The 25,818-nt window shown below is 60.0% G+C and carries 25 protein-coding genes, 1 tRNA gene and 1 pseudogene; 12 read left to right on the top strand and 15 right to left on the bottom strand.

What is annotated here, in order from left to right:
- Positions 1-37: 37 nt before the first annotated feature.
- Entirely contained in the window at positions 38-1,036 is a 999-nt protein-coding gene (locus AC3WWH_RS05495) for a glutathione S-transferase family protein (protein ID WP_058320267.1), read from the bottom strand.
- Between the two features lie 174 nt (positions 1,037-1,210).
- On the opposite strand from AC3WWH_RS05495, the gene AC3WWH_RS05490 reads away from it, so the two are divergent.
- Entirely contained in the window at positions 1,211-2,200 is a 990-nt protein-coding gene (locus tag AC3WWH_RS05490; protein WP_058320268.1) for a glycerophosphodiester phosphodiesterase family protein, read from the top strand.
- A gap of 50 nt (positions 2,201-2,250) precedes the next feature.
- On the opposite strand, the gene era is transcribed toward AC3WWH_RS05490, so the two are convergent.
- From era to rpoZ, 8 genes are all read right to left on the bottom strand, one after another.
- Positions 2,251-3,180, bottom strand: a complete 930-nt coding sequence (gene era, locus AC3WWH_RS05485) for a GTPase Era (protein WP_057252807.1) — start codon at positions 3,178-3,180, stop codon at positions 2,251-2,253.
- Between the two features lie 8 nt (positions 3,181-3,188).
- On the bottom strand, positions 3,189-3,905 hold the full coding sequence (rnc, locus tag AC3WWH_RS05480) for a ribonuclease III (protein WP_113399708.1): 717 nt from the start codon (positions 3,903-3,905) through the stop codon (positions 3,189-3,191).
- Positions 3,905-4,648 carry a signal peptidase I gene (gene lepB / locus AC3WWH_RS05475; RefSeq protein WP_058320269.1) on the bottom strand — a complete coding sequence of 248 codons (744 nt, stop codon included), beginning with the start codon at positions 4,646-4,648 and terminating at the stop codon, positions 3,905-3,907. The genes rnc and lepB overlap by 1 nt, the downstream gene beginning before the upstream one ends.
- A gap of 161 nt (positions 4,649-4,809) precedes the next feature.
- Positions 4,810-5,229 (bottom strand): holo-ACP synthase, encoded by a 420-nt coding sequence (gene acpS / locus AC3WWH_RS05470; RefSeq protein WP_058320270.1) that lies wholly within the window; start codon positions 5,227-5,229, stop codon positions 4,810-4,812.
- Positions 5,226-5,681, bottom strand: a complete 456-nt coding sequence (locus tag AC3WWH_RS05465; RefSeq protein ID WP_245296263.1) for a DUF2062 domain-containing protein — start codon at positions 5,679-5,681, stop codon at positions 5,226-5,228. The genes acpS and AC3WWH_RS05465 overlap by 4 nt, the downstream gene beginning before the upstream one ends.
- Before the next feature lie 288 nt (positions 5,682-5,969).
- Complete coding sequence (locus tag AC3WWH_RS05460) at positions 5,970-6,119, bottom strand: DUF3563 family protein (protein WP_065377015.1); 150 nt, start codon at positions 6,117-6,119, stop codon at positions 5,970-5,972.
- Between the two features lie 194 nt (positions 6,120-6,313).
- Positions 6,314-8,539, bottom strand: a complete 2,226-nt coding sequence (locus AC3WWH_RS05455; RefSeq protein WP_057252812.1) for a RelA/SpoT family protein — start codon at positions 8,537-8,539, stop codon at positions 6,314-6,316.
- A 214-nt stretch (positions 8,540-8,753) separates the two neighbouring features.
- Positions 8,754-9,161, bottom strand: coding sequence for a DNA-directed RNA polymerase subunit omega (rpoZ, locus tag AC3WWH_RS05450; protein ID WP_057252814.1), 408 nt, complete (start codon positions 9,159-9,161; stop codon positions 8,754-8,756).
- A gap of 467 nt (positions 9,162-9,628) precedes the next feature.
- Here rpoZ and AC3WWH_RS05445 point away from each other — a divergent pair, with 467 nt between their 5' ends.
- The gene (locus AC3WWH_RS05445) at positions 9,629-10,210 is read left to right on the top strand and encodes a LabA-like NYN domain-containing protein (RefSeq protein ID WP_057252816.1); all 582 of its coding nucleotides are present in this window, start codon (positions 9,629-9,631) and stop codon (positions 10,208-10,210) included.
- Between the two features lie 130 nt (positions 10,211-10,340).
- On the opposite strand, the gene smpB is transcribed toward AC3WWH_RS05445, so the two are convergent.
- Both smpB and dapA read right to left on the bottom strand, forming a co-directional pair.
- Entirely contained in the window at positions 10,341-10,820 is a 480-nt protein-coding gene (gene smpB, locus AC3WWH_RS05440; RefSeq protein WP_057252818.1) for an SsrA-binding protein SmpB, read from the bottom strand.
- Positions 10,820-11,704: a 4-hydroxy-tetrahydrodipicolinate synthase gene (gene dapA / locus AC3WWH_RS05435; protein ID WP_058320272.1), complete on the bottom strand. Its 885-nt coding sequence runs from the start codon at positions 11,702-11,704 to the stop codon at positions 10,820-10,822. The genes smpB and dapA overlap by 1 nt, the downstream gene beginning before the upstream one ends.
- Positions 11,705-11,995: 291 nt before the next feature.
- Here dapA and AC3WWH_RS05430 point away from each other — a divergent pair, with 291 nt between their 5' ends.
- From AC3WWH_RS05430 to AC3WWH_RS05420, 3 genes are all read left to right on the top strand, one after another.
- Positions 11,996-14,062 carry a transglycosylase SLT domain-containing protein gene (locus AC3WWH_RS05430; protein ID WP_058320273.1) on the top strand — a complete coding sequence of 689 codons (2,067 nt, stop codon included), beginning with the start codon at positions 11,996-11,998 and terminating at the stop codon, positions 14,060-14,062.
- A 115-nt stretch (positions 14,063-14,177) separates the two neighbouring features.
- Positions 14,178-14,681: a BA14K family protein gene (locus tag AC3WWH_RS05425; RefSeq protein WP_082640649.1), complete on the top strand. Its 504-nt coding sequence runs from the start codon at positions 14,178-14,180 to the stop codon at positions 14,679-14,681.
- A gap of 135 nt (positions 14,682-14,816) precedes the next feature.
- Positions 14,817-15,716 carry an alpha/beta fold hydrolase gene (locus AC3WWH_RS05420; protein ID WP_058320275.1) on the top strand — a complete coding sequence of 300 codons (900 nt, stop codon included), beginning with the start codon at positions 14,817-14,819 and terminating at the stop codon, positions 15,714-15,716.
- 171 nt (positions 15,717-15,887) lie between these two features.
- Here the strand turns inward: AC3WWH_RS05420 and AC3WWH_RS05415 are convergent, their stop codons facing one another.
- The 3 genes from AC3WWH_RS05415 to AC3WWH_RS05405 form a co-directional block, all read right to left on the bottom strand.
- Positions 15,888-16,949 (bottom strand): porin, encoded by a 1,062-nt coding sequence (locus tag AC3WWH_RS05415; RefSeq protein ID WP_058320276.1) that lies wholly within the window; start codon positions 16,947-16,949, stop codon positions 15,888-15,890.
- Between the two features lie 1,271 nt (positions 16,950-18,220).
- Positions 18,221-18,310, bottom strand: a tRNA-Ser gene (locus tag AC3WWH_RS05410).
- A gap of 237 nt (positions 18,311-18,547) precedes the next feature.
- Positions 18,548-20,788 carry a caspase family protein gene (locus AC3WWH_RS05405; RefSeq protein WP_162752522.1) on the bottom strand — a complete coding sequence of 747 codons (2,241 nt, stop codon included), beginning with the start codon at positions 20,786-20,788 and terminating at the stop codon, positions 18,548-18,550.
- 285 nt (positions 20,789-21,073) lie between these two features.
- Here AC3WWH_RS05405 and AC3WWH_RS05400 point away from each other — a divergent pair, with 285 nt between their 5' ends.
- The 3 genes from AC3WWH_RS05400 to AC3WWH_RS05390 all read left to right on the top strand — a co-directional run bounded on the left by AC3WWH_RS05400 (position 21,074) and on the right by AC3WWH_RS05390 (position 23,225).
- On the top strand, positions 21,074-21,430 hold the full coding sequence (locus tag AC3WWH_RS05400) for a hypothetical protein (RefSeq protein WP_058320515.1): 357 nt from the start codon (positions 21,074-21,076) through the stop codon (positions 21,428-21,430).
- 198 nt (positions 21,431-21,628) lie between these two features.
- A complete protein-coding gene (locus AC3WWH_RS05395) occupies positions 21,629-22,006 on the top strand; it encodes a PilZ domain-containing protein (protein ID WP_058320279.1) in 378 nt (125 codons plus the stop codon).
- A 103-nt stretch (positions 22,007-22,109) separates the two neighbouring features.
- Positions 22,110-23,225: a pyridoxal phosphate-dependent aminotransferase gene (locus AC3WWH_RS05390; protein ID WP_058320280.1), complete on the top strand. Its 1,116-nt coding sequence runs from the start codon at positions 22,110-22,112 to the stop codon at positions 23,223-23,225.
- Between the two features lie 58 nt (positions 23,226-23,283).
- On the opposite strand, the gene AC3WWH_RS05385 is transcribed toward AC3WWH_RS05390, so the two are convergent.
- Positions 23,284-23,550, bottom strand: coding sequence for a sel1 repeat family protein (locus AC3WWH_RS05385; RefSeq protein WP_058320281.1), 267 nt, complete (start codon positions 23,548-23,550; stop codon positions 23,284-23,286).
- Positions 23,551-24,146: 596 nt separating this feature from the next.
- Between AC3WWH_RS05385 and AC3WWH_RS05380 the strand changes: the two genes are divergently transcribed.
- From AC3WWH_RS05380 to AC3WWH_RS05365, 4 genes and pseudogenes are all read left to right on the top strand, one after another.
- Positions 24,147-24,488: a DUF2147 domain-containing protein gene (locus AC3WWH_RS05380; RefSeq protein WP_057252837.1), complete on the top strand. Its 342-nt coding sequence runs from the start codon at positions 24,147-24,149 to the stop codon at positions 24,486-24,488.
- A gap of 304 nt (positions 24,489-24,792) precedes the next feature.
- Positions 24,793-24,966 (top strand): hypothetical protein, encoded by a 174-nt coding sequence (locus tag AC3WWH_RS05375; protein WP_093232134.1) that lies wholly within the window; start codon positions 24,793-24,795, stop codon positions 24,964-24,966.
- A gap of 79 nt (positions 24,967-25,045) precedes the next feature.
- Positions 25,046-25,222, top strand: coding sequence for a hypothetical protein (locus tag AC3WWH_RS05370; RefSeq protein ID WP_162261310.1), 177 nt, complete (start codon positions 25,046-25,048; stop codon positions 25,220-25,222).
- 216 nt (positions 25,223-25,438) lie between these two features.
- Positions 25,439-25,755 (top strand): annotated as a pseudogene (locus tag AC3WWH_RS05365) (YnfA family protein).
- Positions 25,756-25,818 lie beyond the last annotated feature (63 nt).

Below are 25,818 nucleotides of genomic sequence, written 5' to 3'. Positions count from 1 at the left end.
TCATAGATTTGTTTCCTTAGCAAATGAGGAAACGCGGCTATGCGCCAACGACTCCGCGCCCTCGCAAGCGAGCACGATCATGCGGGCGATCGAAATCCAGCATCGGGCCGGCAGGAACGATGCGGGTCGGATTGATGTGGGCAATGCCGTAGTAGCCGCGTTTGATATGATCGATGCGCACGCTCTCGCGGATACCCGGCCATTGATAGATTTCGCGCAGATAGTTCGACAACGCCGGGTAGTCCTCGATCCGGCGGATGTTGCATTTGAAGGCGCCATGATAGGCCGCATCGAAACGAATCAGGGTGACGAACAAGCGGATGTCCGCCTCGGTCAGGTACTCGCCTGCGAGATAACGGTTGACCGCGAGGTGTGCCTCGACTTCGTCGAGCATGCCGAACAGGCTCGACACCGCCTCATCATAGGCTTCCTGCGTCTTTGCAAAGCCGGATCGATAGACGCCGTTGTTGACCCGCTCGTAGATCGGGCCATTCCAGCGATCGATTTCGCCACGCAACGCCTCCGGATAGAAATCGAGCCGGTTGCCGGTCAGATGATCAAAGCCTGAGTTCAGGATGCGGATGATGTCGGCGGACTCGTTGTTGACGATCCGCCCTTCGCGCATGTCCCAGAGAACCGGTACCGAGACCTTGCCGGTATAGGTCGGGTCGCTCGCCACATAGAGTTCATGATGAAAACGGATCTTGCCGACGCGCTCGCCGGCATCGACCGGCTCGTCATAGGTCCAGCCATCCTCACCGAGCACCGGGTTGGTCACCGTAAGTCCGATGATCTCCTGCAATCCCTTGAGGTTGCGGAAGGCAATCGTGCGCGAGGCCCAGGGGCAGAGATAGGAAACGAACAGGCGGTAGCGCCCCGCCTCGGCCGGCAGAGCCGGCTGGCCATCCGGCCCTGGGCTCCCGTCCGGCGTGATCCAGCGATGAAAGCGCGTCGGCTCCCGGTAGAATGCACCGCCTTTCATCTCGCTGGCCGCAACGTCGCCCTCGACCCATTTTCCTTCGACAAGCTGCGGCATCTCTTTTCTCCGGATCGCAAAATCAGCGATAGCTACGTCTCACAGGGCGCGGCTGAGGGTCAATCGCGCGCGCGGGTGACACATCGTTCGCAATCCGCGACACGCACGTGAGGCGTGTATCAACATCCTGACGCCACAATGTCGAGCAATCCGGATTCGAAGAGGAGAAACAGGATGAAGAAGTTCGTTGCTGCCATTGTTCTGTTTGCCGCCGTCGTCTGGCTGATGAACACGTCGCTGTTCGTCACGCCACCGGCAGGCTCGGCGAAGCTGCTCTCACACCGAGGCGTTCACCAAACCTATCCGAAGGCCAATGTCGGCAACGACACCTGCACTGCAACGATCATCGATCCGCCACAGCATCCCTATCTCGAAAATACGATCGCCTCGATGGGGGCTGCCTTCGATGCGGGCGCTGATGTCGTCGAACTCGACGTGCATCTCACGCCAGACAAACAGTTCGCCGTCTTTCACGACTGGACGCTCGACTGCCGGACCGAAGGCAAGGGCGTTACCGAGGAAACGCCGATGGCGACGCTGAAGTCTCTCGATATCGGTTACGGCTATACGGCCGATGGCGGCAAGACCTTCCCCTTCCGCGGAAAGGGCGTCGGCCAGATGCCGACGCTGGACGAGGTGCTGGCTGCCCTGCCCGACCGCAAGTTTCTCGTCAACTTCAAGAGCCGGCGCGCCGAGGAGGGCGCGGCACTCGCAACGCTGATCGAAGCGCGGCCGCAATGGCGGCAGGCTATGTTCGGGGTCTATGGCGGCGAGGAACCGACTCGCGAGACTCTGAAGCGCGTGGAAGGGATGCGCGGCTATGACCGGACGTCGACGATGGCGTGCCTAACGCGCTATCTCGGCTATGGCTGGACCGGACTGATGCCGGAGGCTTGCCGGAACACCCTCGTCATCGTGCCCGGCAATTACGCGCATTTTCTCTGGGGTTGGCCCGACCGGTTCTCCGCGCGCATGAAAGCGGCCGGAAGCGAGATCATCCTGCTCGGCCCTTATCACGGCGGCGACTTCACCACCGGGATCGATACGATGCAGGATCTGGAATTGGTCCCGCCGGGGTTTTCCGGCTACATCTGGACCAACCGTATCGAGATGATCGGCCCGGCCCTGGGAAAGCGGCAGATCGCTGAGGCCAGAGCAAACTGAGGCGGCATCCACCCCACGGCTTGCCCCTTGCCGGCATCGTATGCCCAAGCTTATCGCGGGAATTCGAGGCCCATTTCGCGGAAGCGCTCGGGGTCGTCGCCCCAGTTTTCTCGCACCTTGACGAACAGGAAGAGATGCACCGGCTGCTCGAGGATCTCGGAGATCTCCTTGCGCGACGCCGTCGAAATCGCCTTGATCGCGTCGCCGTTCTTGCCGAGCGCGATCTTCTTCTGGCTTTCGCGCTCGACGTAGATCACCTGTTCGATGCGAACCGATCCGTCCTTGCGCTCTTCCCACTTCTCGGTTTCGACATGCGAGGCATAGGGAAGCTCCTGATGCAGACGCAGAAACAACTTTTCGCGGGTGATTTCGGCCGCGAGCTGGCGCATCGGCAAATCGGAAATCTGATCCTCCGGATAGTACCAGGGACCTTCCGGCAACGTCTCGGCGAGATAGTCCATGAGGTCCTTGCAGCCCGAACCGTTCAGCGCCGAAATCATGAAGGTGCGTTCGAACTTGATCGTCTCGTTGGCCGCAGCCGCGAGCTTCAAAAGATCCTCCGGCCGCACCTGGTCGATCTTGTTCAACACAAGAATCTTCGGCTGGTGCACTTCTTTCAGCCCCTCGAGGATCGCTTCCGCATCGCCCTTCAGGCCACGCTCGCTGTCGATCAGGAGCATGATCACGTCGGCGTCCTTGGCGCCGCCCCAGGCGGTCGTGACCATGGCGCGGTCGAGCCGCCGCCGCGGCTTGAAGATGCCGGGCGTGTCCATGAAGACGATCTGAGCGTTGTCGTGGATCGCGATGCCACGCACGATCGCGCGCGTGGTCTGCACCTTGTGGCTGACGATCGAAACCTTGGCGCCGACGAGGCGGTTGACCAAAGTCGACTTGCCTGCGTTGGTCGCGCCGATCAGCGCCACGAAACCCGAGTGGGTCGGCGCGCCTTCAGCGGCCGTATCTTTTTCCATGTCCGTCATTTTTTCCGTCAATTTCCGGCGGAGTTTTTCCGCCACACGCCTTCGCGTTCCAGCAATTTCATTGCGGCGACCTGTTCGGCGCCACGCTTGGACCTGTCGATCCCGGTCTCCGGCGCGACCCCCTCGATCTCCACGGTTACCGTGAAGCGGGGATCATGATCCGGGCCGGAACGATCGTCCGTCCTGTAAGTCGGCGCGATGCCAAACTTGGCATGCGCCCATTCCTGCAATTCGGTCTTCGCATCGCGGCGGGCACCGTCGGCGCGGACCGCCCGATCCTTCCAATGGCGCAGCACGAAGCCGCGGGCGGCCTCAAGGCCCCCATCGAGATAAATGGCGGCGATGAGCGACTCTACCACATCGGCGCGCACATTCATCATCGCCTTGCCGGTAATCTTCTTGACGTCGGAACCGGTGCGGATGAACTGGTGCAGTTCGAGATCGTCGGCGACCATGGCGCAGCTTTCGGCGCTGACGAGCTGGTTCAGCCGTACCGACAGCTCGCCTTCATTTGCGTCGCGAAACGTCTGGAACAGAAGTTCGGCAATGCAGAGCCCCAGCACCCGGTCGCCCAGAAACTCCAGGCGCTGATAGTTGGAGCCTTTGGCGCTGCGGGCGCTGGAATGGGTGAGCGCCCGATCCAGGCGCTCCTTCTCAGCAAACTGATAGCCAATCACGGTCTCGAATTTTGCCCGATCCTCCGCGCTCAGCGACCGCGACTTCATTATTCGACCGCCTTGAACAGACGATCGTAACGCAGGTTCGCCGGCCACTTCCAGACTTCGCGGAACGAGGTGTCGTTGCCGAGCGAGAAGAAGATCATGCTGGCGCGGCCAACCAGGTTCTCGGCCGGGACGAAGCCGACGTCGAAGCGGCTGTCGGCCGAGTTGTCGCGGTTGTCGCCCATCATGAAGTAGTGACCTTCGGGCACGATGAATTCGCGGGTGTTGTCGCCGCGCGAATCCGGGAACTGGTCGAGCGTGTCGTAGGACACGCCATTGTCCATCGTCTCACGATAGACCGGGACGTCTCCGCCGGTGTCGTACTGATCGTCGGCGCGGAACGCACCGTCCGGCACGCGGTCGACCGGCTTGTCGTTGATGTAGAGGATGCTGTTGCGCACCTGGACGCGATCCCCCGGCAGGCCGACGAGGCGCTTGATATAGTCGATATCGGGGTTCGGCGGGAAGCGGAAGACGACGATATCGCCACGTTTCGGCTCGCTGGCGAAAATGCGGCCGGAGAACAGATCGGGAGAAAGCGGCAGCGAATACTTGGAAAAACCGTAGGCGAACTTGTTGACGAAGATGTAGTCGCCGACGAGCAGCGTCGGCATCATCGAGCCCGAGGGAATGGTGAAGGGCTGAAAGAGAACGGTACGGATGACTACGGCCAGGAGGAGCGCCTGGATAACGACCTTCACGTTTTCCCAGAGACCGCTCTGCTTCGCTTCTGTCTTTTCTGCCACGCTAGTGTCTTCCTTTATCATGGCAACGCCCTCACCGGGGCTTGCTCTTAACTTTCTTCCGCAGTTCTGATCCCACCTTCAAACTGCGTACAATCCGGTCTCATATGCTGCAGACTGCCTGCCCTTCAATCGCCTCGGACCGGGTTTTCCAGCGGAATGCTCTAAACCGTTCCCTCAACCGGGGCAACGGGCAGCGCTTCGATAATCACGAAGGCCTGCGCCAGAGGAAAATCGTCGGTGATCGTTAGGTGAATGGCCGCCCGGTGATGGGGCGGCAGCATCTGCGCCAGACGCTCCGCTGCACCGCCGGTGAGGTTCATTGTCGGTTTGCCGCCGGGCAAATTGATGACGCCCATGTCCTTCCAGAAGACGCCCTGCGCAAGACCCGTCCCCAGCGCCTTCGAACAGGCTTCCTTGGCGGCGAAGCGCTTGGCGTAGGACGCAGCCCTATTCTTCCGGCCTTCGGACTTGGCGATCTCGATTTCCGTGAAACAGCGCTGCACGAAGCGCTCGCCGAAGCGAGAAAGCGAGTTTTCGATCCGCCTGATATCGATCAGGTCGCTGCCTATGCCAATGATCATGAGGAAGATCCGAAGTCTTTGGTGCGCGCCCGGCGTCGCTTTTGAAAGATGCGAGCAGCGTGGTAGGCCGCAAGATAGGAAATCAGCGCGCCGGCGGCGGCCAGCGGCAGGGAACCGATGAGCATCGGCTTGAAGACCGGTCCCCAAAGGGCAGAGAGGTCAAGGTGCTCGACCATGCGCATCACGTCGGCGCTGCTGGCGGCGTGCGCGCTTTCCACACCCAAGATGGCGATGCCCAACTCATAGGACGCGGTCAGGATCATCGGGATCGTCACCGGATTGGCAAGCGCGGTGGTGATCGCGGCGGCAACCAGATTGCCGGAGAACACGAAGGCCAGAGCGACGGCTATGACGATGTGCAGGCCGAAGAACGGCGTAAACGACGACGCTACGCCCGCAGCCACCCCGACAGCAATCGAGTGCGGCGTCGAGGAGAGGCGCAGGATCCGCAAGGTAATGTAGCGCGGACCACGCCGAAAGCCCTTGCGCGGCCAAAGGAGTGCGCGGAGCCTTTCGGAAATCGTGACCGGGTTTCTGCGTCTAAATAACATTCTGCCGTCATGACCGCATCTTGGAGCCGTCGACCGGCACAAGACGGCGCGTCCGCCTGTTTGCTGGCCGCAAGATAGGCGTCATGGCTGCGGCTTGCAACCCGCCGGCGCGCCGCGCATATGTCGCAGGCAAGCCATTCACGGAACGCATGGCTTCAGCATCCCGCCACCAGACGGGACGCGATCGACTTAGTAGTTGCGGAACAGGCCGCGATCGATCTGGCGCTGACGGTACTCGAGATCGATGCGATCGACCGAACTATTGAGATAGGCGAGCTCGCGCTCTTCCTGAGTGGGGACGCGCAGTGCGCGGGTGATCTTCTTCAACTGATTGAACATGGCAAACCTCTTTGTTTACCTCCCGATACAGAAGATAGTTTAGAAGTCCCTTTTCCACCAGTTCCAGGAAAAGGCGGCAGCCATGCAGTCACAGCATGCCTTGCCGCTTTGCCATGCACCTCGTGCCTGTTTTTGAGGCAGCGACATGTAGAACCGACGGCCACGGCGGCCCTGCAGGCGCCGCGCCGGTTGGCTCATTCAAAGAGGCGCTTCACCGTGGACACGCTCGGAAGCTCCTTGAGCTGCGTGATCAGATGGTTGAGCTGGCGCAGATCCCAGACTTCAAGATCGAACTGCAGCTCGCTGAAGTCCGCCGCCACGCGGCCCATCGAGAGTGAGCGGATATTGACGTCGCTGGTCGCGATCGCCTGAGCCACTTCGGCCAGCGTTCCCGGCTCATTCAGGGCGCTGATTGCAATCCGAGCCATGAAGCGGCTGCTGTTGGCTTCGTCCAGATCCCAGCGCACATCGATCCAGCGCTCCGGTTCGTCGTCGAATTTCTGCAGGATGGGCGACTGGATCGGATAGATGGTGATGCCCTTGTCCTTTTCCATGATGCCGACGATACGATCGCCGGGAATGGCACCGGCGGGGCTGAAATGCACCTCGGCATTGCCGGAGAGACCGCGGATTGGAAGCGCTTCCGGCCCTTCGACCTGTACTGCGCCGTTCGCATCCTTACCAAGCCCCGGCAGTTTGAACACCATGCCGGCGGCGCTGCGCATGTTGAACCAGCCATCGTCGGCGCTCGGCTTCACCGTCACGCGCTCATCCTGGTGATCCGGGAAGACCGCGCGCAGGACATCGAGCGAAGAGAGCTCGCCGCGACCGACCGCAGCGATCGCGTCTTCGACTTCCTTCTGACCGAGACGATGCAGCGCCGGCTTTAGCGCTTCGCGCGAAAACGTCTTGCTGGCGCGCTCGAAGGTGCGCTCCAGAATGCGATAGCCGAGGCCGGCATATTGCTTGCGAACCGCGGCGCGCGTCGCGCGGCGGATCGCCGAGCGCGCCTTGCCGGTGACGACGATCTCTTCCCAGGCCGGCGGCGGCACCTGAATGCCCGAGCGAATGATCTCCACCTCGTCACCATTGTTGAGGCGTGTGACCAGCGGCATGATGCGGCCGTTGATCTTGGCGCCGACGCAGGTGTCGCCGATGTTGGTGTGTACGGCGTAGGCGAAGTCGATCGGCGTCGCGCCACGCGGCAGCGCGATGAGCTGCCCCTTGGGCGTGAAGCAGAACACCTGATCCTGGAACAGCTCGAGCTTGGTGTGCTCGAGGAATTCTTCGGGGTTGTCGCCCTCGGCGAGGGATTCGATCGTGCGCCTGAGCCAGGAATAGGCGTTCGACGTCGGCGACAGGGCCTGATCCGCCGAGTTCCCCTCCCCGTCCTTGTAGAGCGAGTGGGCCGCGATACCGTATTCGGCGATATCGTTCATGCGCCGCGTGCGGATCTGCAGCTCGATGCGCTGGCGCGAAGGGCCGACGATCGTGGTGTGGATCGACTGATAGTCGTTCTGCTTCGGCGTCGAGATGTAGTCCTTGAAGCGACCTGGAACAACGCGCCAGCGGGTGTGCACGATGCCGAGCGCCCGGTAGCAGGACGGGATGTCATCGACGATGATGCGGAAACCCCAGACGTCGGAAAGCTGTTCGAAGGACAGCGACTTCGACTGCATCTTGCGGAAGACCGAATAGGGCTTCTTCTGGCGGCCCTTGACCTGCGCAGCCTTCAGGCCTTCGGCCTGAAGCAGTTCGCGCAACTCGTCCTCGATCTTCTTGATCAGACCTTCGTTGCGCTGGGAAAGTTCTTCCAGTCGCCTAGTGACCGTCTCGAAAGCTTCCGGGTTGATGTGGCGGAACGAGAGATTTTCGAGCTCTTCGCGCATATCCTGCATACCCATGCGGCCGGCGAGCGGCGCATAGATATCCATCGTTTCTTCGGAGATGCGGGCCCGCTTCTCCGCCGACATGTGGTCGAGCGTGCGCATGTTGTGCAGCCGGTCGGCAAGCTTGACCAAAAGCACACGCACGTCGTCCGAGATCGCCAGCAGCAGTTTGCGCAGGTTCTCAGCCTGCTTGGCCTTCTTGGTGACGAGATCGAGCTTCTTGATCTTCGTCAGCCCCTCGACGAGCGCACCGATGTCTTCGCCGAAGAGATCATCAATCTCCTGGCGGGTCGCGGTCGTGTCTTCGATCGTGTCGTGCAGCAGCGCGACCGCAATGGTCGACTCGTCGAGCCGCATTTCCGTCAGGATCGCAGCCACTTCCAGGGGATGAGAGATATAGGGATCGCCGCTTGCCCGCTTCTGCTGGCCATGCTTCTGCATCGCATAGACGTAGGCCTTGTTCAGCAAGGCTTCATTGACGTCGGGCTTGTATTTTTGCACGCGCTCAACGAGCTCGTATTGGCGCATCATTCGCTAGCGGTCCTCTGGATCAGGGTGATTTTAGGTCGAAACGACCTAAATCATAAACGTAATCGTTTCTCATAAGGTAGAGCGGGATGCGGGCGGACAACCGCATCCACTTTTCCTCATCCCGCTCCAGAAGAAATCAATAAAAAAGTGCGCCAATCATACGAGTGGCGCACTGCTTTGAAAACACGCAGGAACGGTCGTTCCGCGAAGGATCTCAGTAGTCGTCGCTCTTTTCCGGCGGCACAAGACCTTCGATGCCGGCCAACAGTTCTTCTTCCGACATGCGGTCGAACGTGATCGCTTCCGGCTGATCTTCGTCTTCGGCAACTTCGGTGAAGGTGGTTTCCGCTTCCGATTGAAGCAGCGAAGCCGGATCGGGCTCGGGCTCGTCCACTTCAACATGCTTCTGCAGCGAATGGATCAGATCTTCCTTGAGGTCGCCGGGAGAAAGCGTCTCATCGGCGATCTCGCGCAGCGCAACGACCGGGTTCTTGTCGTTGTCGCGGTCGATGGTGATGGCGGCACCCTGGGAAATCAGGCGCGCGCGGTGGCTGGCAAGCAGAACGAGTTCGAAACGGTTATCGACCTTGTCGATGCAATCTTCGACGGTGACGCGGGCCATTGCCTGTCCTTTTGGGCTCGAAGCGCGGCGGCATCGCCGCTGCACGGATTGACGACACGAAACCGGAACGGCCGTCTAGCGACGGCCTCGTCGGCTCCGATTTCTGGAATTAGCCGCCCGGATACAATCAAAACAAGACAAGTTCAAGTTTTTCCTGCAAGTGCCGCTCACGTAACGTCACACTTCGTGATAAAATGCGATCATAATGGGCTGGAAAACCTTAGCCGCAAACATCTGGTTGCATCATTGGCCTCGACGCCAAAACGCCTGGTAGAAAAGGCACTCCAGGGATGTGGACTATCTATAGCAACTGCTAAAACTAGCTATATTCGCGAGCGCCCTGCTGGAATAATGCAATGCCTAGCCTACATTATTTGCAATATCAGCAATTATTAATGTAACCGACTTATTTTTGCGTATCGGCCGGCAGCGGGCATTTGATGCGCCGGCATTGAAAAGGAAAGACGATGTTTGATCCCCGCGAAAAGATCGCACTTTTTATCGACGGCGCCAATCTCTACGCGGCATCGAAGAGCCTCGGCTTTGACATTGACTATCGCAAACTCCTGAAAGCCTTTCAAAAACGCGGTTACCTGCTGCGCGCCTACTACTACACCGCCCTCATTGAAGATCAGGAATATTCTTCGATCCGCCCGCTGATCGACTGGCTAGACTACAATGGTTACAAGGTCGTGACGAAGCCGGCCAAAGAATTCACCGACTCACTTGGCCGCCGCAAGATCAAGGGCAACATGGACATCGAACTGGCGATCGATGCGATGGAACAGTCCGAGACCGTCGATCACCTCGTCATCTTCTCCGGTGACGGCGACTTCACCACACTCGTCGAAGCGCTGCAGCGCAAGGGCCGCAAGGTCTCGGTCGTGTCGACAATGTCCACCCAGCCACCGATGATTGCCGACGACCTTCGTCGCCAGGCCGATCACTTCATCGACCTCGCAACGCTGCGGGCCGAAATCGGCCGCGAGCCTTCCGAACGCACGCCGCGGCATACGGCCGAACCGGTGGCGGACCCCGTCGAAATCTAAAGCGGCGATCTAGCGGACCAAGGATCGCTTAGATCATTTCATTGTCTCATCGAAACACTGAAGTGATCTAAGTCTTTGAAATTACGCAATTCCGGACGGAAAACCGTTTAGCACTTTTCCTGGAATTGCTCTAGCCACGATCCTTCAGCAGGCGGTTTTTCTGCCGGTTCCAATCGCGCTCTTTCGAGGTCTCGCGCTTGTCGTGGAGCTTCTTGCCCTTGCCGAGCGCCAGTTCGAGCTTGGCCCGACCGCGCTCGTTGAAGTAGATGCGCAGCGGGATCAGCGACATTCCTTCGCGATTGACCGCGCCCTGCAGACGATTGACCTCGCGCTTCGACAGAAGCAGCTTCCGCCGCCGCCGGGTTTCATGGTTGAAGCGGTTCGCCTGCAGATATTCCGGCAGATAGGAGTTGATCAGCCAGATCTCTCCACCTTCGTCCGTCGCATAGGATTCAGCAATGTTGGCCTTGCCTTCGCGCAACGACTTGACCTCGGTGCCGGTCAGAACCAGACCGGCCTCGTAGGTGTCGACGATCTCGTAGTTGAAGCGGGCCTTTCGGTTTTCCGCCACAACCTTGTTGACCGTGCGCTGGCTTCCTTTGGGTGCCATCAGTTCATCAATCCTGCATGCCTCAGCGCCGCGTCGATCGCCACCTCGGTTGCCGGCTCCAGCGTCGACAGCAGCGGCGAGCGCACGGTGCGGCTCATCCGGCCGAGGCGGTTCAGCGCATATTTCGCGCCGCAAAGGCCGGGCTCCATAAAGATCGCCTTGTGCAGCGGCATCAGCTTGTCCTGATAGGCAAGCGCCTTGGCGAATTCACCGGCAAGCGTCGCCTCCTGGAACTCGGCGCAGAGGCGCGGCGCCACATTGGCCGTGACGGAAATGCAGCCGACGCCCCCATGGGCATTGAAGCCGAGCGCGGTCGCGTCCTCGCCGGAGAGCTGAACGAAATCCGGACCGCAGGCCATGCGCTGTTCCGAAACGCGCTCGATCTTGCCGGTCGCATCCTTGACGCCGATGATATTCGCATAGGCCTTGCTAAGCGCCGCCATGGTCTCGACACTCATATCCACGACCGACCGGCCGGGGATGTTGTAGATGACGATCGGCAGCTTCACGCTTTCGGCGATCGCGGCATAATGCGCGAAGAGGCCCTTCTGCGTCGGCTTGTTGTAATAGGGCGTGACAACGAGGATCGCATCGGCACCAGCCTTTTCGGCATGCTGCGCGAGCTCGACTGCTTCCGTCGTGTTGTTGGAGCCGGCGCCGGCGATCACCGGCACCCGCTTGGCCGCCGCCTCGATGCAGAGCTCGACGACTTTCTTGTGCTCGTCATGGGAAAGGGTCGGAGACTCGCCGGTGGTGCCGACCGGCACGAGACCATGGCTGCCTTCTTTTATCTGCCATTCCACATGCGCGACGAAACCATCCGCATCCACCGCGCCGGTGGCGGTGAACGGTGTTACGAGAGCGGGAATGGAACCCTTGAACATGCACAACTCCTGACGGCGCAAAGACGCAAAATGCACTCATGCTTTGGCCGTAATCGACGGTTAAAAAACTGCCGCACCATAATCATGTGAGGGGGCTGCGGCAAGCGTCGTGACACGGCATTTCACGCCGGTTTTCATGCAAAAGCTTGACGTTCGGCCCGCATAATGGTCCCGCTCCGCCATAGGCCTGGGGCGGCGTGGTGCGATTGCCATGATCAATATTGGCCGCTAGTCTTGCCTCAGACAATCCGGCGGCAGCTGAATGTGAGACACGGGGAACACGGCCTCTTGATGCGCGGATCAAATTTTCTGCCTGTCGCCGCCATCGTCGGCGCTGCGTTGCTCACATCGCCGGCCTTCAGTTCCGAAACGCCGGAACGGATACCGGTTCCGGCGCATAAACCCGACATATCGAACAAGGCCGCGCAGGTTGCCGTCGACGAAACCACCAATGCCATTCCGGCGATCGTCACCCCGGTCAACAGCGATCTGAAGACGGGCCTCGACGCCCTCTCCAACCGGCAGCCGGCGACCGCGATTTCCGTGCGCAATGCCATGAGCCGCGATGCACTCGACCGTCACATCCTGACCTGGGCGATTGCCGTTTCCGGCCAGCGCGGCATTCCTTCCTTTGAGATCGCCGATGCCCAGCGCGAACTTCAGGGATGGCCCGGCCTGAAATCCCTGCGCGCCAATTCGGAGCGGGCGCTCTATCGCGAAAACCCGCCGGCGCCGGACGTCCTTGACGCCTTTGGCAACACGCAGCCCGAGACAACCGAGGGAACCCTCATCCTGGCTCGTGCCCTTGTCGCCCAGGGACAAACGGAAGCAGCGGCGAAACGGTTGCTCGGAATTTGGCAACGGGACGCGCTCGACAAGGATATCGAGACCCGGATTCTCGCGGAGTTCTCCAGTCTACTAACACCCGCCGATCATCAGCGGCGCATGGCCATGCTCCTCTACCGCAATCGCGTCGAACAGGCCGAACGCTTTGGCGATCTCGGCAAGGCGCAGTCGCTCTATCGTGCCTGGGCAGCAGTCAGCCGCGGCAACGACAAGGCAGATGCGCTGATCGCGGCGGTCGATCCTTCCTGGCGCAAGGATCCCGCCTATCTCTTCATTCAGATCGAGTCCTTGCGCAAACAGAAGAAGTACGAGGAAGCGGCCAAGCTGCTTGCCCGTATGCCAAGGGACAGAGGGGTGCTCGTCAATCCTAGCGAATGGTGGATCGAGCAACGCGTTGTCAGCCGAGGCCTGCTCGACGCCGGCGACTTCAAGGGCGCCTACCGGATCGCGGCCGGTCATATGGCCACGGAGGCGACCGATATCGTCGATGCCGAATTCCACGCCGGCTGGTATGCACTACGCGGCATGGAAGATCCGGCGATCGCAGCTCGCCATTTCCGCCGCATCCTCGATGCGTCAAACCGCCCGCTTTCCGCCTCCCGCGCCTGGTACTGGCTGGGCCGGTCGGCCGAGGCCGGCGGACCGGGCAATGCCAGCGAGTATTTCGCCAATGCGGCGCGCTACCCCGGCACCTTCTATGGTCAACTCGCAGCCGCCCGGCTTGGCCGCAAGGCGCTGAACGTCGCCTACCCTGCCCCGTCGGCGGGCGATCGGACACAATTCGAAAATCGCGAGGCGGTGCGGGCGATCTCCCGCCTTGAAAGCGCCGGCCATGCCTGGCGCGCCGACAGTATCTACCGTGCGCTTGCCGAAGAACTGAACAGTCCCGGCGAACTCGCCCTGCTTTCGGCGCGCGCCGAGAAGGCCGGAAACCACCAGCTTTCGCTCCAGATCGGCAAGATTGCATTCGGACGCGGCATCGATGTCGCGGCGCTCGCCTTTCCCGTCGGCGTGATCCCTTCAAGCGCCAATATCGACGGTTCCGGCAAGGCGCTCGCCTATGCGATCGCGCGGCAGGAGAGTGCCTTCAATCCCGCAGCCATCTCCACCGCCAATGCCCGCGGCCTGCTGCAACTGATGCCGGGTACCGCCAAGGGCGTCGCCAGCCGCTATGGCCTTGCCTATTCGCAGGACCGGCTGACCAGCGATGCCGGCTACAACGCCACGCTTGGCGCGCACTATCTCGGCGAACAGATCAGTAGTTTTGGCGGGTCCTATATCCTGACCTTCATCGCCTACAACGCCGGACCGCGCCGTGTTCCGGAATGGCTTGGCCGCTATGGCGATCCGCGCGGCAAACCGATCGACGAAGTCGTCGACTGGATCGAGCGCATTCCATTCCAGGAGACCCGCAATTATGTGCAGCGGGTCATGGAAAACTATCAGGTTTACAAGTCGAGGCTCGGGCAGAACGCCGACATCGTCGAAGATCTGAGGGTGGGGCGGCAATAGCCGAACGCGCCACCCGCCGTTCAAGCAATCGTGATGATCGCCGGCGGCACAAAAGGCGGCTTAAGCCATTTCCCTTCTGAAGGTTCGATCTTTCCTGAAGGAAATGGTGAACACAATGAAGACCTTATCCATTATCGCCCTGTCTCTGGCGACGGCAATGAGCAGTGTTCCGCCTGCCAATGCATTCCCGATCGCTCCGCAGGTATCTCGAACGACTGACATTCAAAAGGCTCAGTTCCCATACGAGCGCGGCGAAGCCCGAAAGAACCGCCCCAGTTGTGTCGTTCCTTATTGCGAGCGCGGCGGCCGGCGCGGCTATTACCGGGATGGCGATAGACGCGGATACTATCGGGACGGCTATTACCGGGATGGCTACTCTCGCGACCGTTATCGCCGCCACTACCACAACGACAATGATGTCGGCGCTTTCATTGGTGGGCTTGCGGCAGGCGCAATCGTCGGCGGTTTGCTGAGTCAGCCGCGATACTACAATGGGTCGCGTGCAGTCAGCGGCAATGCCCATACGCGCTGGTGCTACGCCCGCTATCGGTCCTATCGCGCCTGGGACAACTCGTATCAGCCCTATGGCGGTCCACGGCGACAATGCTCGCCCTACTGACAAGGCAGATGACCACGTTCGCAAGTAGCGCGCTGTTAGCGAGCCATTCGCGGCGAATGCGCGCTATGCACGCGCCTTGCCCTTTCACCTCGAGCCGCTACGATCCTGCCGTTAGCGGTTGGAGGCAGGCAGACGATGAATCAAGGCGGGTTTCGGGAGCATCGGTTCCTCGCGGCTGATGATTTGCAACTCTACGTGCGGAGCTACGGCCTTGTGCGTCCCACACCTGCAGTTCCGATCATCTGCCTGCCGGGCCTCACCCGCAACAGCCGCGATTTTCACGAACTCGCAATCTTTTTGTCGTCACCGTGCGGTGGCGGACACACCGTCTTCTCACTCGATTATCGCGGCCGAGGCAATTCGCAGCGTGACGACGACAAGAGCCACTACTCAATCGCAATCGAAACAACCGACGTCATTGCGGCCTGCACGCATCTGGGGATTGATCGTGCAGTTTTTATCGGCACTTCCCGCGGGGGGCTGATCCTGCACCACCTCATCGGGGTTGCACCCGGCCTCATTGCAGGCGCGGTGCTCAATGACATTGGGCCCGTCATCGAAATCGAGGGCCTGCTGGCCATCCGGGACTATCTCAACAAGGAGCCAGGCGAGCCGACAAGCTGGTCCATGGCGCCTGGCTATCTGAAAGAACTCCACGGAGCCGATTTCCCGATCCTTGGCGAACGCGATTGGCTACAAATGGCAAAGGCGGTCTACCGCGACGAGGACGGCACGCCGGTGCCAGATTTTGATGTAGCCATCGCGCAGCAACTGCTTGGCCTGACCGCTGAGACATTGTTGCCAGATCTCTGGCCGCAGTATGGGGCCCTTTCCCGGATGCCGCTTTTGGTTATCAGAGGCGAGCACTCCCGGCTACTCTCGGAAGGGACGGTAAGCGAGATGTGCAAGCGACATTCGGGAACGGTAGCATTCACCGCACGAGGTCAAGGCCATGCACCGCTACTGCACCTCGACGGCCCTCGCCAGGCAGTGAGCGCCTTTGTCACCGCCATCACAACTGCGGCGCCAAGCTAGCACCGATCGGCTGCACTCAGAGGGCCATCTCGACCATTGACCTCGACGGGCGCATGCACCCGGCTTAACCGGGTCGCGTCGCCGGCGCGTGGCTGAGCGTTGCACAATTCAGAAACGAAAAAACCCGGCTCGAAAGCCGGGTTTCTCTCTCCTGACCGAAGTCAGACGATATTAGAAGTCGCGCTGCAGACGGACGAAGCCGAATACCTGGTCGTCGCTGTTGTCAGCATCTTCATACTGAACCGAAACGCGGGTCGCGAGGCCTTCGGTGATCTTGTAGTCAACCGTTACGCCAGCGCGCCACATGTCGTCGCTACCGAAGTCGGTGAACGAGTCCTGCAGGCTGCCGAAGTACTGAACGCCGGGGGTGATGGCGAGCTTGTCGGTAGCGTTCCAGCGGTAAGAAGCTGCAACGGTCCACTCGGATTCAGCCCAGTAGGTGTTCGGGTTCGAAGCCCAGATACCAGCGAGCTGGAAGACGCCCGGGCCGAGGTCAGCCGAGAGCAGAGCGCGGATCGCGCCTTCTTCCCATTCGGTGTCGTAGCCGCCGAGCAAGTCGAACGAAACGCCGCCGACCGAAGCCGAAACGATACCGGAGACGCCGATGCCGTTTGCCTTGGTGGACCAGCCTTCGAGCTCGTCAATCGAGATACCGGCCTGGAACGAACCGCCGTCGTAGAGGTAGGCGATCGAGTTGAACTCGGTGACGTTGCCGAGCGTGTCGGTTTCGCCGTTCAGGCCCTTATCCCACCAGTTGTAGAAGAAACCAGCCTTGAGGCCACCGAGCTGGATGTAGGCTTCATCAACGTCGATGAAGTCGCTGTCGCCAGAGTCGGTGTCGTTGTCGGCGTTGAACTCAGCAGCGAAGAAGCCGGTGAGCGTGCCGTACTCGGTGTCGCTCTTGGCGTCGAACGAGATGTAAGCGCGCGAGAAGGCATCCCAGTCAGACGTGGAATAGTTCGGGCCGCCGTTGTCGAGGAAGTCATGGTTCGCCTGGTTGTAACGGCTCTGCGAGGCGTTGTCACCAAACGAGGTCTGGAAACGGATGAAGCCGCCGATTTTGAGGCAAGTTTCGGTGCCCGGGATGTAGAAGTAGCCAGTGCCGAAAGCGTCGCAAACGCGAACGTATTCCATGGGCTCCGGCTCGGCTGCGACGATTGCGTCGGCTGCCTGTGCGCCGGATACTGCTGCGAGAGCAGCAGCGGAGCCGAGAAGAAGGCTCTTGATGTTCATTTCTGACCTCCAGTCAAAAGTTTCAAACGGGTCTGGGTATTTTGCTGAAGGACAGCTTTCCCTGCCCCATCCCCAACGTTCAAGAAGTCGGACGATCAACCGCCCTTGCTTCCGGAGTTGAAAATACAAGACCGGATCATCGGCGCAACGTCCAACTAGCGAGATCACGTGCTTTGCATCGCCCTTCGCCGAACCCTGTTGCTGAAACGACACAAAATCGCCGCAGACCCCGGAAGAAAATTAACAAAGCATTAAGAAAAGCCTTTGGTGGCAGGGGTTTAGCGTAAGGGAAACACACGCAGCCTGTTTCAGAAAGAGGCAGAAAGCTGCCCAAAATAGGGGAAAGGATGGCCACAAACACCGACTCCACCTCCGCAGGGAGCGGCTAAAACAGCATTCGCTCCAGGAAATGAGAACAGGACGGACCGTTCGCAATCCAAAGATTCATCAGAATCAATGCCGAGATTCGCAAACGAAACGCATCCTTGATTCTGGTTCTGCGAGAATCGTGGACCTGCACCCGCAGGAAGAGAACATCAATCGACGGACACCGCCCGCAGAGATCTCGGACGACGGATGATGCCGGCCAAGCAGAGAGAGAGAGAGAGAGAGAGAGAGAGAGAGAGAGAGAGAGATGCTGAAGCTGAAGCTGAAAACAGAGGGTGAGACAGCAGCCGAGATAGTGAACGCGGTAGGAATAGGCCGTGCGAGCGTCCTTAGGATACTGAAAGAGGCTGCGTAGGGTGAAGATGCAGAACGAAACTGGAGGGCTCGCGGCGAGCCTCCATCGGTGAGATGTTGGGATAAGCCGCCGCTAGAGCAGTCAGTTCATCTCTGACTTCCTTCGAGGTCTTTAGGCCGAAGATCAGTCCATCGGGTTCCTCTGCACCAATCGGGCAATCGTCGTAGGGCCTACCGGAGGACCTTCCTGCCCCCGTAACTAATCGCCATTCACTCTCATACACCCACTCGGCCCGGTATTGATCTAAACCGGAGCAAGACTTCGAAAGGGCAAACGTGCCTGGGTGCGGATTGGTCAGGCTGGAGGAGTACAGCGAGGACCCATGTCAAAAGGTCGCCTCCCTAACCCGGAAGGGCAGACATCTGGCCGACAGCCTTTATCGTCTTCTGGAATCTTAGCCCGAGGTGTCCCAAAACATTTCTGGGTCACACGACTGGGTCACAGCAGCAACAAGCCCCATCATTAGGGCTGTCCGCAAATCACTGAAAACTTAGAAGAAATTGGGGCCGCCTGTGACCCAAAAGAACAGTGGCGGAGAAGAAGGGATTCGAACCCTCGATACCGTTTCCGGTATACTCCCTTAGCAGGGGAGCGCCTTCGACCACTCGGCCACCTCTCCGTTAGCGCCTGACTAGTGACACTCAGCGGCCAATGCAAGATTTTTTTGTCGGTTTCCGGCAATTCCCCCCATTTTCCGTGTGGGCCTGGCCGGCAGGAAGCAAACGTGTGGGCGTAGCGACAGGCCACTCGTGCAGCCAAGTAGGAGTAGCTGGAAAGTTTCGGCGCTTGCCGTCCCCCGATTCTCACAAGCAATAGAAATGGAAACCCGAGATCCGCGAGTCTTGCCTCTCATGCCCTACGATTTGCGTGCGAGACGCTCGATCGCCTGCTGAGTGGCGGCACCGAAGTCGCCGTCAATCGGTCCACCATAGTAGCCGCGGTCCTTAAGCAGCGCCTGCATTTCCTTGCGGAACGCCGGCGTGAAGTTGTTGGGCTGCGTTCGCAATTCTTCCAGCTTGGCCGGGTCGCCGCCCTCGATGCTGGCTGCGGCCCAGCGAACCGCCTCCTTTGCGTCTGCCTTGGTACCGAGGCCGTAATCATAGAGACGGCTCAGATTGCCCATGGCGTAGGCGCTGCCGGCATTCGCGGCCATCTCGTACCAGGTGCGCGCCTGCACATAGTCCTGCGAGACACCGTTGCCGATATCGTAGAACCAGCCGAGCAATGCCATGGAATAAGAATCGCCCATATTGGCCGCCTTCTCGTACCAGACCTTGGCTTCGCCGTAGTTCTGCTCCGTCCCCAATCCGTTCTGATAGGCCCATCCGAGTGACGACATGGCATTGGTGTCGCCGCTTTCAGCTGCTTTCTTGTACCAGGACAGCGATTGCGCCAGGTCCTTGGGCAGGCCGAGCCCTTCCCGGTAGAACCAACCCATCGTTGCCATGGCGTTGGCATAGCCCTGGCTGGCCGCCTGCTCATACCACCTCGCCGCCTCCGCATAGTCCTGCGCGATGCCGCCGTAGCCCTCGCGATAGAGCCAGCCGAGTGACGCCTGGCCGTAGGCGTTGCCACCTCTCGCCGCCACCTCGAACATGCGCTTGCCCTGGTCTACGTCCACCGGACCATCGGTCCCATAGACTGAGAACCAGGCCAGATTCGTCAGCGCATACATGTTGCCGCCGTCGGCCGCCTTCCGGTAGTTGCGCCGCGCGTCGACATAATTGCGGCCGGCATCTTGCGCCCGACCCAGCATGTTGACGAGCATCATATCGTCCGGGTTCTCGTTGACGGCCTGGGCGCAGGCGGTCAAAGCCCGCTCGGAATCGAGCTTCAGGAAATTGACCCCGAGGAAGCCCGGCATCGATTGCGGCTCGCCCGCCAGCAGATAGCAATCGCGCGAGGCCTGGGTGTCCTTACCGGTCGGCGAGACGTTGAGACCCTTTTGCGGCTCGAGCGCCGCGATCTGCTGCTCGGCTTCGGCTTTATACTTGCTGTCAGGATAACGCTCAATGAAGCGCGTCAGCGCCGCCGCATCGGTCGACTGTTTCAAGGCTTCCCAGGCAATCTCGTCAGGCGTCACGCTCGACGTCTGCTCGGCTTCGGTCAAAAGCTTCAGCTTCTTTTCGGCGAGCATCTTATAGACCGGGTCCGATCCATGCTTCGCCAGGAAGGCGGTTAGCAGATCCTTGTCGGCGAGGTCGCGGATGTTCTGCCAGTCGGCAGCCGCCTCGGATTGGCTGTTCGGCGACAGTTGTCCGCCGTTGTTGGTGATACTGATGTTCACCTCTTTGATATTGAGGAAGATCTGCGCACCACCGAGCGACCCATAAACGAACGGCTCCTGGCCGCGATTGGTCACCGACACCACCTCGTCCCGCACCTTGCCGAGCGCAATGCGGACATCGACGCCGGGTTCGGTCAGGTATTTGGCGAGTGCGGTGGCGAAGGGGCTGTTCTTGCCCTCCCCATCGAGCGCGACCGTGCCGGCCTTGGAGGCAAATGCGACGAGCAGGTCGGCCGATTCCGGTTCGACCCGCGCCAGCCCGCGCGAAACCGCCCTGGTCGAGATCGAGCGTGTCATGCTCTGCTCAAAGGGATTGTTGCGGCAGGCGTCGAGGATGACGAGCTTGAGCTTGGTGGCGCCTTCGAGCGAACGCTGAACCCGGTCGAGCCCGATGGCCTCGTCCTCGACGTCCTTGTCCGTTTTCAATTGCACGTCGACGGGAAGCAGAAAATTCTCGCCGTTCATCTCCATGCCGTGACCGGAATAATAGACGATCGCGACTTCGGCACCGGTTGCGAGGTCTTCGAACTCGCGCAACGCCTTGACCATGTCCTGGCGACTAACGTCGTGCACCGTCGTGACGGTATCGAAACCGGCCTCCTCGAAGGAGGCCTTCATCAGTTCCACGTCATTGGCAGGGTTGTTGAGCGGTGACGTTGCTTCATATTTCTCGTTGCCGATCAACAGTGCGACGCGCTTGGCAGCCCACGCATCGGACGCCGACACAAACAACGCCATACAAAGAATAGAGAGCGGCAGCCAATGCCGCAAATGCCCCATGAACATGCCCTTCCCTCCGGCACCGACCATCGTTCTTCGCCTTGCCCGGCTTGAATGACGAACGATGCCCTCACCCCTCTGAACCGCGGAATCACCACATCGGGCGTTCCGGTCATGCCGGACCAAAGTATTACGTATGAGGTGGGGGCTTTCAATGTGCGCACGCATCATAATTTATTCCGTGACACGCGCGTGGCCGGCACAAGGTCGAAGCAAGTCGGTGCGCTTAGCTGAAACATGATAGCGGCACGGCTGTCGATTCCATCGACGACGACGTTGCCGGAGGTTGCGAAAGGCTATCGGTCGGAGCTTGCCATGTCTATGAAGATGCATGTCGCGGAAGGAAAGCCCGGCCAGCTTGCGACTGCCCATCAGCACTACTTCATCGAGCGGCCCTGCCGCATCCTCGTCATCGGCGAACACCTGAAGGCGAAGACCAAATATCAATGCCTGCTGCGCCATATCTCGATCGCCGGCGCGATGCTCGATTTCAACGCGGCAATCCTGATACCAAAACACTTTTTCCTGGAAATCGAGGGGTTCAAGGAGGAAATCGGCTGTTCGCAGGTCCATCGCGAAGGCGCAGAGCTTGGCGTGCGCTTCAATATGCTGCTTTCGCCGGACTTCCTGCGCCGGCTGATCCGCATGCAATTTTCAAGTGGCGGAATCTGACCTTTCAAAGCAGGCCGTGCGACATTAGATTTTTAGTGATCGATTTCAGGGGATTGCAAGTTTCTCATGCAAAAGTGATTCTAGCATCGGTGGAAATCGCCCACCGATACAATGTGGGACAAATGAATTGTCCGGGGTCAAGGAATGCGGTCAGAAACTGATCGCACCGTCCGACCCGGCACTGGCGGAGAATGACGCATGCAGAACCAGACGATGTACTCCTGCGTCCCGTCGCCTTTCTACGAGCGGCGCTATGAGCGATTCTCCATCGGGCACGCCGGTACGCTGACCGCTGTGCAGCCGGGGCTCGGCAGCGTCTCCGTGCGATCCTGCCGGATGATCGACATTTCGCGTGGCGGCGCGAGCTTTGCCGTCGACACCAACATCGGCCTGCCCCAACACTATTATCTGCATATCGTCGGCACGCCGCTCAGGATCGGTTGCGCCGAAGTCTATCGCAACGGCGAGCGCATCGGTGTCCAGTTCATCAAGCCGATCGAGCAGACCTTGCTGCGCGAGATCATCCGGCAAGAGTTCTTCACCGGGCAGGTCAAGAACGCAAAGCCGCGGCTGTAGAGCACCGGAATTCCTGCAGCTTTTCTCGCGGGGATGATTCCGAATTGCCAAAGCATGCGATAAGTTCCCCGTGACGCTATTCGAACGGGGCCTATTATTCAACATGTCCGCATTTTCTCGCTTCACGCCGCTCATCCAATCCCTGCCGTCAACAATTCCGTTTGTCGGGCCGGAGGCCATCGAACGCCAGAGGGGTCGCCCGATCGCCGCGCGAATCGGAGCCAACGAAAGCGGCTTCGGCCCCGCCGAAAGCGTGATCTCAGCGATCCGGGAAGCAGCCGGCGGAACCTGGAAATACGCCGACCCGGAAAACCACGACCTGAAGCAGGCACTTGCGGCCCGCCTCGGCACCAGCCCGGCCAATATCGCGATCGGTGAAGGCATCGACGGGTTGCTCGGCCAGATCGTCCGCATGGTGATCGAGCCGGGCATGCCGGTCGTCACGTCGCTTGGCGCCTACCCCACGTTCAACTATCACGTCGTCGGCCATGGCGGCCGGTTGGTCACGGTGCCCTATGCCGGCGACCGGGAGGACCTCGACGGCTTGCTTGCGGCCGTGAAGCGGGAAAATGCGCCGCTCGTCTATTTCGCCAATCCCGATAATCCGATGGGAAGCTGGTGGCCGGCAGACCGCATCGTCGAGTTTGCCAGGGCCCTTCCGGAAACAACGCTCTTCATTCTGGACGAAGCCTACTGCGAAACAGCGCCGGCAGATGCGGTGCCGGCGATCAGCGCCCTGATCGATCGCCCGAACGTCGTGCGCACGCGCACTTTCTCGAAAGCCTACGGGCTCGCCGGTTCGCGTATCGGCTATGTGATCGCCACGCCGGGCACCGCCCAGGCATTCGACAAGATCCGCAACCACTTCGGCATGAACCGGATTGGTGTCGCTGCGGCAATCGCCGCGCTTGCGGACCAGGAGTATCTGAAAGAAGTGACGGCTAAGATTGCGGATTCTCGCCAGCGTATCGCTGCGATCGGCACAGAGAACGGCTTGTCGCCGCTCGCCTCGGCCACGAACTTCGTGGCGATCGACTGCGGCCGGGATGCGGTCTTTGCCCGCGCGATCGTCGATACCCTGATGAACGACCATGGCATCTTTATCCGGATGCCGGGAGTGGCGCCCCTTAATCGCTGCATCCGTGTCAGTACCGGACCGGAAGCTGAGATGGCCCTGTTTGAGGCCGCGCTGCCCGAGGTTCTGAAAAAGCTGGCCTGATCCAGCTTTCAGAGTCCGGCTGTTGGGCGGCGCCCCTCTGGGGGGCCGCTCATTTGGTTCAATGAACCGTCATCCATTCGCGAGCGGCGCGCAGAGCTGCGGCGAGATCTGCCTTGCTCATCGTCATCGCCAGATCGGCGCGCAGATCGACTGCACGGTCGCAGCCCTTGATCGCGGCAATGTTCAGCCACTTGTGGGCGGCGACGAGATCGACCGGGCGACCGTTTCCGGTCGCATAGGCCAGACCCATTTCACAGAAGATTTCCGCCTGGTTGTCACCACCCATCGCGGCATCCGAAGCAATCTGCATATCAAAGCGTGCCATTGTCTTGTCCCTGTCTTGCCTGGTTGGTTTTTCCGAAGCGGCCCGCCCGTTTGGGGCGGACCATGCTCCAGATCAGCACTTGTTTTGGTCCCTGTTCGACCTTGCCTCTTTGCGGGCCTTCCGGAGCGCGCCATCTTTTTGCGGCGTCGTCTTCGGTGGTTTTTCGGAGCGTTTTTGTCCGCTCGTCTTATGGCTTCAATATGCAGCAGGGCTTTCAATGCGCGCTTAAAATGCATGCTTAATTTGCGACAAACAAAGTTCAAACGCTTGGTAAACTTGAGCTTTTGTTAAACATCGGAAGTCCGGGAATCCGGCGCATTCGCTTCAAAATTTACGAAAAATTCAACTGCCGATTTCAACCAAACGCTAACCACGAAAAGATCGACGGTGGCAGAGCCGCCAGGATTTCCTAGATTTCGACCTGCTTGAAACGGCCAAGAAAAAGCAGCAAAAGCCGCCGTTTGGCTTGTTTACCTTTACGTGCGCGTAAGCTATCTTGCGCGCGGCAGTGAGGAGACTGCCTTTTTTGCATACGAGGACATCTAAAGCTGCCGGCGGAGCGGACCACGCCGGCAGCCTCGATCTGGAGGACTGGAATGTTACGTACCTTGCTCATGACCGCGACGCTCGCCCTTGGCATTGCCGGGACGGCGGCAGCGGCAGAACCGATCGTCGGCAACTGGAAGACCGCAAGCGGCGCGACCGCGGAGATTGTGCCTTGTGGCGGAGCCTTTTGCGTGACGCTGAAGACCGGCAAGCATGCCGGCAAGCGCATCGGCAACCTCGCCGGTACCGACGGCAGCTATTCGGGCGAAATCACCGATCCGGATACCGACAAGACCTATAGCGGTTCTGGCGCCGTCAACGGCAATTCGCTGAAGATGAAGGGCTGCGTCCTGAAAGTGCTCTGCAAGTCACAGACCTGGACGCGCCTCTAAGCGCGCGATACGGCGGCACGGACACATTGACGAATTGAAAGGGCGGCCATCGGCCGCCCTTTTTGCATGTGCGGTCCATGGACTTAGCGCTGTTACGCGACCGTTCGCAGCGCCGCCCCCTTGGCTCCTCCTTGTGCACCCACTGTGATCGCGACCGGTCTCGATCTCCCGGTCCGTGCAGCGCGGCTCCCCATGCAACCGAAGATGAACGCCAGATGAACGGACATCTCAGCATCAATTCAGTTTGGGTGTGCGAAAACACACTCAATCGATTTGAACCTGCCTCCAAACAACGGACAGAACCATGGATATCCTTGCTCGGCGCCTCACCATCATCAGCCTTCTGATGGTCGTTTTCGCTGTAACTCTCGCCGCTGCCGTCAGCGCGGACACCGAACGTCGCCGCACCAATACCTATCTCGGTTCGCTGACGGATTGCACCGCGCATACGGCGCAATACTGCCAGGCCAAACTCTAACCGCCGGGACGAGACGGGCTACGCCCTGCTCCGCCGCCAAGTGAAACCGATCACCGCGTGATCTGATGGAGAAACGAACATGCTGGCCGCTCTTTCGACATCCGCGTTTCTTTCGCTGCGCGTGCTTGCACTGGCCGGCCTGCTGATGGCACCGGTTGGAGCGCTTGCCTACTCCAAGGCCAACGGTGCCGGCATCGGCAAACAAGGCGCCGGCCTCGTCCTCTTCGTCACCCTGCAGCGTCAATCGATGACCTAAGGTGCGTGCCACCCGATCGGATTGCATGAAAGGGGCGCCCGCGCCCCTTTGTTCTTTCCGGCATGTACTTGACGCCGCTTTCCTGTCCTCTCGCACTTGCAACGTCGTGCTTCTTTTAAGATACGCCAAGGTTGCTGCAGCACTTTGAGTTTCTGCTTGTTTCCCCTAATCGGATACGATTGTGGGATTCGCCACAACAGCCCCTTGTCAGCCCCGATGCCCCCTTATCTCGTCTATACGCTTGCCGCCCTTGCCGAAATCGCCGGCTGCTTTGCCTTCTGGGCGTGGTTGAAGCTCGATCCATCGTCTGGCTTATTCCAGGCATGGCCTCCCTGGCACTTTTCGCCTGGCTCCTCACCTGGATCGACAGCGAAGCTGCGGGCCGCGCCTACGCGGCCTATGGCGGCGTCTACATCGCCGCGTCGCTGCTCTGGCTCTGGCTTGCCGAAGGGGTCAGGCCCGACCGCTGGGATCTGGCCGGCATGACCATCGCCCTTCTCGGCAGCGCGGTCATCCTCGCGGGCCCGCGTTGAACCGATGACCTGAGGCCGCCGCGCGGTTGTGCAAGCCAATATCTTGTCGTTTGCTTGTCAGAA

The sequence above is a fragment of the Ensifer sp. EB106-03-01-XG145 genome (assembly GCF_058792075.1).
The sequence above is the reverse complement of the archived record's forward strand: the minus strand, read 5'-3'. Positions and strand labels throughout refer to the sequence as shown.

Coding starts and splice junctions, on each gene's coding strand:
- AC3WWH_RS05495 (WP_058320267.1), bottom strand. CDS start 1,036: ATGCCGCAGCTTGTCGAAGGAAAATGGGTCGAGGGCGACGTTGCGGCC.
- AC3WWH_RS05490 (WP_058320268.1), top strand. CDS start 1,211: ATGAAGAAGTTCGTTGCTGCCATTGTTCTGTTTGCCGCCGTCGTCTGG.
- era (WP_057252807.1), bottom strand. CDS start 3,180: ATGACGGACATGGAAAAAGATACGGCCGCTGAAGGCGCGCCGACCCAC.
- rnc (WP_113399708.1), bottom strand. CDS start 3,905: ATGAAGTCGCGGTCGCTGAGCGCGGAGGATCGGGCAAAATTCGAGACC.
- acpS (WP_058320270.1), bottom strand. CDS start 5,229: ATGATCATTGGCATAGGCAGCGACCTGATCGATATCAGGCGGATCGAA.
- AC3WWH_RS05460 (WP_065377015.1), bottom strand. CDS start 6,119: ATGTTCAATCAGTTGAAGAAGATCACCCGCGCACTGCGCGTCCCCACT.
- AC3WWH_RS05455 (WP_057252812.1), bottom strand. CDS start 8,539: ATGATGCGCCAATACGAGCTCGTTGAGCGCGTGCAAAAATACAAGCCC.
- rpoZ (WP_057252814.1), bottom strand. CDS start 9,161: ATGGCCCGCGTCACCGTCGAAGATTGCATCGACAAGGTCGATAACCGT.
- AC3WWH_RS05445 (WP_057252816.1), top strand. CDS start 9,629: ATGTTTGATCCCCGCGAAAAGATCGCACTTTTTATCGACGGCGCCAAT.
- smpB (WP_057252818.1), bottom strand. CDS start 10,820: ATGGCACCCAAAGGAAGCCAGCGCACGGTCAACAAGGTTGTGGCGGAA.
- dapA (WP_058320272.1), bottom strand. CDS start 11,704: ATGTTCAAGGGTTCCATTCCCGCTCTCGTAACACCGTTCACCGCCACC.
- AC3WWH_RS05430 (WP_058320273.1), top strand. CDS start 11,996: ATGCGCGGATCAAATTTTCTGCCTGTCGCCGCCATCGTCGGCGCTGCG.
- AC3WWH_RS05425 (WP_082640649.1), top strand. CDS start 14,178: ATGAAGACCTTATCCATTATCGCCCTGTCTCTGGCGACGGCAATGAGC.
- AC3WWH_RS05420 (WP_058320275.1), top strand. CDS start 14,817: ATGAATCAAGGCGGGTTTCGGGAGCATCGGTTCCTCGCGGCTGATGAT.
- AC3WWH_RS05415 (WP_058320276.1), bottom strand. CDS start 16,949: ATGAACATCAAGAGCCTTCTTCTCGGCTCCGCTGCTGCTCTCGCAGCA.
- AC3WWH_RS05405 (WP_162752522.1), bottom strand. CDS start 20,788: ATGGTCGGTGCCGGAGGGAAGGGCATGTTCATGGGGCATTTGCGGCAT.
- AC3WWH_RS05400 (WP_058320515.1), top strand. CDS start 21,074: ATGTCTATGAAGATGCATGTCGCGGAAGGAAAGCCCGGCCAGCTTGCG.
- AC3WWH_RS05395 (WP_058320279.1), top strand. CDS start 21,629: ATGCAGAACCAGACGATGTACTCCTGCGTCCCGTCGCCTTTCTACGAG.
- AC3WWH_RS05390 (WP_058320280.1), top strand. CDS start 22,110: ATGTCCGCATTTTCTCGCTTCACGCCGCTCATCCAATCCCTGCCGTCA.
- AC3WWH_RS05385 (WP_058320281.1), bottom strand. CDS start 23,550: ATGGCACGCTTTGATATGCAGATTGCTTCGGATGCCGCGATGGGTGGT.
- AC3WWH_RS05380 (WP_057252837.1), top strand. CDS start 24,147: ATGTTACGTACCTTGCTCATGACCGCGACGCTCGCCCTTGGCATTGCC.
- AC3WWH_RS05375 (WP_093232134.1), top strand. CDS start 24,793: ATGGATATCCTTGCTCGGCGCCTCACCATCATCAGCCTTCTGATGGTC.
- AC3WWH_RS05370 (WP_162261310.1), top strand. CDS start 25,046: ATGCTGGCCGCTCTTTCGACATCCGCGTTTCTTTCGCTGCGCGTGCTT.